At 69.4% G+C, this 6,260-nt stretch carries 4 protein-coding genes and 1 pseudogene; all 5 read right to left on the bottom strand.

Going from position 1 to position 6,260, the window contains the following annotated elements; translation table 11 throughout:
- Positions 1–440: pseudogene (locus IG62_RS0140580) on the bottom strand (branched-chain amino acid ABC transporter permease); the annotation flags it as partial.
- Positions 441–445: 5 nt separating this feature from the next.
- The gene (locus IG62_RS0140585; protein ID WP_030816211.1) at positions 446–1,375 is read right to left on the bottom strand and encodes a branched-chain amino acid ABC transporter permease; all 930 of its coding nucleotides are present in this window, start codon (positions 1,373–1,375) and stop codon (positions 446–448) included.
- Positions 1,376–1,510: 135 nt separating this feature from the next.
- Positions 1,511–2,731 (bottom strand): branched-chain amino acid ABC transporter substrate-binding protein, encoded by a 1,221-nt coding sequence (locus tag IG62_RS0140590; RefSeq protein WP_030816213.1) that lies wholly within the window; start codon positions 2,729–2,731, stop codon positions 1,511–1,513.
- Positions 2,732–3,209: 478 nt separating this feature from the next.
- On the bottom strand, positions 3,210–3,683 hold the full coding sequence (locus IG62_RS0140595) for a PaaI family thioesterase (protein ID WP_030816216.1): 474 nt from the start codon (positions 3,681–3,683) through the stop codon (positions 3,210–3,212).
- A gap of 132 nt (positions 3,684–3,815) precedes the next feature.
- Positions 3,816–6,101, bottom strand: a complete 2,286-nt coding sequence (locus tag IG62_RS0140600) for an FdhF/YdeP family oxidoreductase (protein ID WP_030816219.1) — start codon at positions 6,099–6,101, stop codon at positions 3,816–3,818.
- Positions 6,102–6,260 lie beyond the last annotated feature (159 nt).

Below are 6,260 nucleotides of genomic sequence, written 5' to 3' on the forward strand. Positions count from 1 at the left end.
TGGTCGGGGGGTAGGGCGAGGGCGCCGAGGAGGGTGAGGAGTGCGGCGGTGCCGGCTGCGAAGCCGCCGGGTTCGAGGTTGACCAGGCCGCCGAGTTGGACGGCGATGGCGCCGAGGGTGAACCAGGTCGCGGCGAAGGTGGCGAGGGCGGCGAGGAGGGTGGGGGCGTTGCGTCCGGCGGGGGTGAGCCAGGCCAGGCCGCGCAGGCCGAGTGTGGAGGCGGCGAGGAGGAGGGTGAGGAGGCCGCCGGTGAGGGTGACGAGCTGGAGGCCGGCGGGGGAGCCGTAGTAGGTGAGGTCGCCGGGGAAGTCGCTGCTCCAGGTCCAGGAGAGGCCGGTGGTGGCGGCGGTGGCGAGGGCGCCGGCGGCGGTGGTGAGGCGTGCGGTGCGTTCGGGGAGGGGGAGGAGGCCCCGGGGGGTGGTGGCGGTGTGGGTGGTCATCGGTATCACGCCCGATCCGCGACGCGTTCGCCCAGCAGGCCTTGTGGCCGCAGGAGGAGTACGAGGATGAGGAGGACGAAGGCCCAGACGTCCTTCCAGGCTCCGCCGCCGAATTGCTGCATGCCGGGGATCTCTTCGACGTAGGCGGTGGCGAGGGCTTCGGCGATGCCGAGGACGACGCCGCCGAGCATGGCGCCGTAGATGTTGCCGATGCCGCCGAGGACGGCTGCGGTGAAGGCTTTGAGGCCCATGATGAAGCCCATGCGGAATTGGACCTCGCCGGTGCGCAGTCCGTAGGCGACGGCGGCGACGCCGGCGAAGGCGGCGCCGATGGCGAAGGCGAGGACGATGATGCGGTCGGTGTTGATGCCCATGAGTTTGGCGGTGTCGGGGTCCTGGGCGGTGGCCTGCATGGCGCGGCCGCTGCGGGTACGGGCGACGAAGAAGCCGAGGGCGATCATGCAGAGGGGGGCGGCGATGAGGACGAAGAGGTCGCCGCGTTGGACGGTGGCGCCGAGGATGTCGAGGGCGTGGCCTTTGAACTGGGGGAAGACGCGGGCTTGTTTGCCGTCGGGGTACCACTTCCAGATGGCTTGCTGGAGGGCGATGGACAGGCCGATGGCGGTGATGAGGGGGGCGAGGCGAGGGGCGCCGCGCAGGGGGCGGTAGGCGAAGCGTTCCGCCGCGATGCCGACGAGGACGGATACGACGATGCCGCCGATGAGCATGACCGGCAGGGCGAGGGCGAGGGAGGTGCCGGTGGGGAGTGCCAAGTAGACGCTGAGCGCTCCGAAGCCGCCGACCATGAATATCTCGCCGTGGGCGAAGTTGATGAGCTGGACGATTCCGTAGACCATCGTGTAGCCGATCGCGATGAGTCCGTACATCGCGCCGAGGATGAGTCCGTTGGCCAGCTGTTGCGGCAGTTCGCTCACCGCAGGGCCTCCGTGGTGTGATCAAGCACGGGTGGGAATTCCGGGGGGTTTTCGGGTGTCCCGGTGTGCCGCGGGCCGCGCCAGGGTCGTTGGTGGCGTCCTGGCGCGGCCCGGGTGTGTGGTGGTGCTTGGGGGTCAGCTCTTGTCGAATTCCTTGAACGGGGCGCTGAAGCGGGCGGCCCAGTTGCCCTTTTCGACCTGGTAGGCGGTGATCATGGTGTTGGTGGTGTCGCCGTATTTGTCGAAGGCGACCTTTCCGGTGACGCCGTCGAAGGTGACCTTGTTCATGGCGTCGGTGACCTGCTTGCGGGCGTCGTCGGGGAGTTTGCCGTGGTGGGCTTCGACGACGCTCTTGACGGCCTGGATGAGGGCCCAGGTGGAGTCGTAGGTGGAGCCGCCGTAGGCCTCGTAGGGCTCCTTGAATCCGGCTGCCTGGTAGTCGGCGATGTATTTCTTGGCCGAGGGGAGTTGTTCGACGGGCTTGCCGACGGAGGAGGCGTAGTCGCCCTGGGCCTTCTTGTTCAGCTTGATGTAGTCGGCGCTGTACATGCCGTCGCCGCCCATGAGGGGGACAGTGACGCCGCCGTCCTTGAGCTGCTGGCTGAGGGGGCCGGAGGCGGGGTATTCGCCGCCGTAGAAGACCAGGTCGGGTTTGGCGGATTTGACCTTGGAGACGACGGCCTTGAAGTCGCGGTCGTCGGGGCTGACGTGTTCGGTGCCGACGATCTTTCCGCCGAGTTTGGCGAACTGGTCCTTGAAGGAGGAGGCGAGGCCGACGCCGTAGGTTTTCTGGTCGTCGATGACGTAGGCCTTCTTGGCCTTGACCTTTTCCCAGGCGTACTGGCCGTCGAAGGCGCCTTGTACTTCGTCGGTGGTGGCGGTCCGGAAGTAGGTGGGGAATTGCCGGACGCGCTTGTTCTTCTTCCAGTCCGGGCCCTGGGTGAGGTCGGGGGTGGTGTTGGCCGGGGAGATCAGCGTCAGGTTGTTCTGCTTGGAGACCTGCTGCATGGACTGGGCGACGCCGGAGTTGAGGGGGCCGACGATGCCGAGGACGTCCTTGTTGCCGGCGAGTTTGGTGGCGTTCTGCTGGCCGACGTTGGGCAGTGCCTTGTCGTCGAGGGCCTGGAGTTTGAAGGTGACGCCCTTGACTTCGTCGGTCTTGTTGGCGATGTCGACGGCGAGCTGGGCGGAGTTGCGTATGCCCAGGCCGAGTGCGGAGAGTTCGCCGGTGGTGGGGGCGTCGAGGCCGATGACGACGGTGGTTTTTCCTTCGCCGTCTTTGTTGGTGTCGCCGCGAGAGCCGCACGCGGAGAGCGTGAGGGCGCCGGTGGTGACTGCGGTGGTGATGAGGAGCAAGGAACGGTGACGCACGATCAGTCCTTTCCCTGGCGCGGCCACGGCTGTCGCATGGCCGATTCGCGTGCCGGGCCGCACGGTTGGTACAGGGTCCGTGCTCGCAGCGCGCCCGGCGGCGCGGTGACTGGCGGTGACTCTAGAGCGGTGTTCGTCACGTCGGCAGAGGCGCTGGCCAGGATGTGACGCTCTTGTTATGACCGGCGATGAGCGTTTTGCCGTCATGGTCCTTACAGGTGGAGCGAACACGGCGCGGAAGGTGAACTCGCACTTCCGTGGGTGGTTGCGCGGTGCGACCGCCGGAGGGCGTCCGGCTATCGGATGGGGCGGGCCGGGGCCTGTGGTGGCACGGGGTCCGGGGTGTGCGGGTTGAGGCGGTATTGCGCGTGCGTTACGCAGTGTTACGAAAATGCGTGCGGCCCCGCACCCTGGGCAAGGGGCGGGGCCGTGGTGGTGGGCGGCGTGGGCCGTCCTGATCCGGTCAGCTGCGGTAGGCGTCGGTGTCGACGTCGCGCAGCATGCAGGTCAGACGCGCGGTGCAGACCCGCTTGCCGTGCTCGTCGGTGATGACGACCTCGTAGGTGGCGGTGGAGCGGCCGCGGTGTACGGGGGTGGCGACGCCGGTGACGAGGCCGGAGCGGACGCCGCGGTGGTGGGTGCAGTTGAGGTCGACGCCGACGGCGAGTTTGGTGGGGCCGCCGTGGAGCATGGAGCCGACCGAGCCGAGGGTTTCGGCCAGTACGGCGGAGGCGCCGCCGTGCAGGAGGCCGTAGGGCTGGGTGTTGCCCTCGACGGGCATGGTGCCCACGACGCGGTCGGGCGCGGCTTCGGTGACCTGGACGCCCATCCGCTCGCCGAGGTGTCCGGCGGAGAAGAGGGCGGGCAGGTCGATGCCGAGACCGGCCCACTGGTCGAGGGTCTCCTGCGGGAATTTGGTGGTGGTCTGCTCACCCATGCCTACGGCTCCGTTCGCTCGCCCGTGATCGTCGTCGATCCGTGCCCGTTCCTATCAGGCCACTGAGCGAGCGCTCAGCGCGGGGTGGGGTGTTCGCGGCGGCCGGCGTGGTGCCGGCCGCCGTGGTGGGGGTCAGTCGGTGGGGGTCTTCTCCAGGCGGATCACCACGGACTTGGACGCGGGGGTGTTGCTGGTGTCGGCGGTGTGATCGAGCGGGATGAGGACGTTGGTCTCGGGGTAGTAGGCGGCGGCGCAGCCGCGGGCCGTCGGGTAGTGCACGACGCGGAAGCCGGGGGCGCGGCGTTCGCTGCCGTCGGTCCATTCGCTGACCAGGTCGGTGTAGTCGCCGTCGGCCAGGCCGTGGGCGCGGGCGTCGTCGGGGTGCAGGAGCACCACCCGGCGGCCGTTCTTGATGCCGCGGTAGCGGTCGTCGAGGCCGTAGATGGTGGTGTTGTACTGGTCGTGCGAGCGCAGGGTCTGCAGCAGCAGCCGGCCTTCGGGGACGGTGGGGTACTCCACGGGGGCGGCGGTGAAGTTGGCCTTGCCGGTGGCGGTGGGGAAGCGGCGGCTGTCCCGGGGGGCGTGCGGCAGGGCGAAGCCTCCGGGGCGGGCGACCTTGGTGTTGAAGTCGTCGAAGCCGGGGATGACGCGGGCGATGCGGTCGCGGATCGTGGCGTAGTCCTTCTCGAACTCCTCCCACGGGGCGGCGCTGTTGGGGCCGAGGACGCGGCGGGCGAGGCGGGCGACGATGGCGGGCTCGGACAGCAGCTGGGGGCTTGCCGGTTCGAGGCGGCCGCGGGAGGCGTGCACCATGCCCATGGAGTCCTCGACGGTCACGAACTGCTCGCCGCCGTCCTGGCGGTCGCGCTCGGTGCGTCCCAGGGTGGGCAGGATCAGCGCGCGGGCGCCGGTGATGACGTGCGAGCGGTTGAGTTTGGTGGAGACGTGGACGGTGAGCCGGGCGCGGCGCATCGCGGCCTCGGTGACGTCCGTGTCGGGGGTCGCGGCGACGAAGTTGCCGCCCATGGCGAAGAACACCTTGGCCTGTCCGTCGCGCAGGGCGCGGATGGCGCGGACGACGTCGAGGCCGTGTTCGCGCGGGGGCGCGAAGCCGAATTCCTTCTCCAGGGCGTCGAGGAAGGCGGGGGCGGGCCGTTCGAAGATGCCCATGGTGCGGTCGCCCTGGACGTTGCTGTGGCCGCGTACGGGGCAGACGCCGGCGCCGGGGCGGCCGATGTTGCCGCGCAGGAGGAGGAAGTTGACGACTTCCTGGATGGTGGGGACGGAGTGCTTGTGCTGGGTCAGGCCCATCGCCCAGCACACGATGGTGCGCCGGGAGGCGAGGACCATCTCCAGGGCGCGTTCGATCTCGTCGCGGGTCAGGCCGGTGGCGGCGAGCGTGGCGTGCCAGTCGTCGTCGGCCTTGGCCGCCTGCGCGAACTCCTCGAAGCCGTGGGTGTGTTCGCGGATGAAGTCCGTATCGAGGGCGCCGTCGGTGGCGAGGATGCGGCGGTTGAGGGCGCGGAAGAGTGCCTGGTCGCCGCCGAGGCGTACCTGGAGGAAGAGGTCGGTCAGGGCGGTGCCGCCGCCGGCCAGTCCGCGCGGGGTCTGGGGGTTCTTGAAGCGTTCCAGGCCGGCTTCGGGCAGCGGGTTGATCGAGATGATCTTGGTGCCGCCGGCCTTGGCCTTCTCCAGGGCGGTGAGCATGCGGGGGTGGTTGGTGCCGGGGTTCTGGCCGGCGACGATGATCAGGTCGGCCTTGTAGAGGTCCTCCAGCAGGACGCTGCCCTTGCCGATGCCGATGGTCCCGGTGAGGGCCGAGCCGGACGACTCGTGGCACATGTTGGAGCAGTCGGGCAGGTTGTTGGTGCCGAATTCACGGGCGAAGAGCTGGTAGAGGAAGGCGGCCTCGTTGCTCGTGCGGCCGGAGGTGTAGAAGACGGCCTCGTCGGGGGAGTCGAGGGCGGTCAGTTCCTCGCCGATGATGTCGAAGGCGCGCTCCCAGGTGACGGGGGCGTAGTGGTCGGCGCCTTCGGCCAGGTACATGGGGTGGGTGAGGCGGCCCTGCTGGCCGAGCCAGTAGCCGCTGCGGGTGGCGAGGTCGGCGACCGGGTGGGCGGCGAAGAAGTCCGGGGTGACGCGGCGCAGGGTGGCCTCTTCGGCGACGGCCTTGGCGCCGTTCTCGCAGAACTCGGCGGTGTGCGGTTTGTCGGGCTCGGGCCAGGCGCAGCCGGGGCAGTCGAAGCCGTTGGGCTGGTTGACGCGCAGCAGGGTCAGGGCGGTGCGGCGGACGCCCATCTGCTGCTGGGAGATCTTGAGGGCGTTGGTGATCGCCGGCATTCCTACGGCGGAGTGCTGGGGTGCGCTGACCTGGGGCGCGTCCTGGACGGGGTCGGACGCGGGCGGCTTGCCTGCCATGGCGCTCTCCTGTGAGCCGTGAGCTTTTCGCTCGCTCCGCCGGCGCGGCGGATCGTTGTCGTGCGCATCCGATCCTGTCACGGACCGGGGCGGGCGGTGTAGGGGCTGTCTCTTATACACATCTCCGAGCCCACGAGACGGACTCCTATCTCGTATGCC

The sequence above is a fragment of the Streptomyces sp. NRRL S-337 genome, assembly GCF_000720175.1.
Classification (GTDB): Bacteria; Actinomycetota; Actinomycetes; order Streptomycetales; family Streptomycetaceae; genus Streptomyces; species Streptomyces siderophoricus.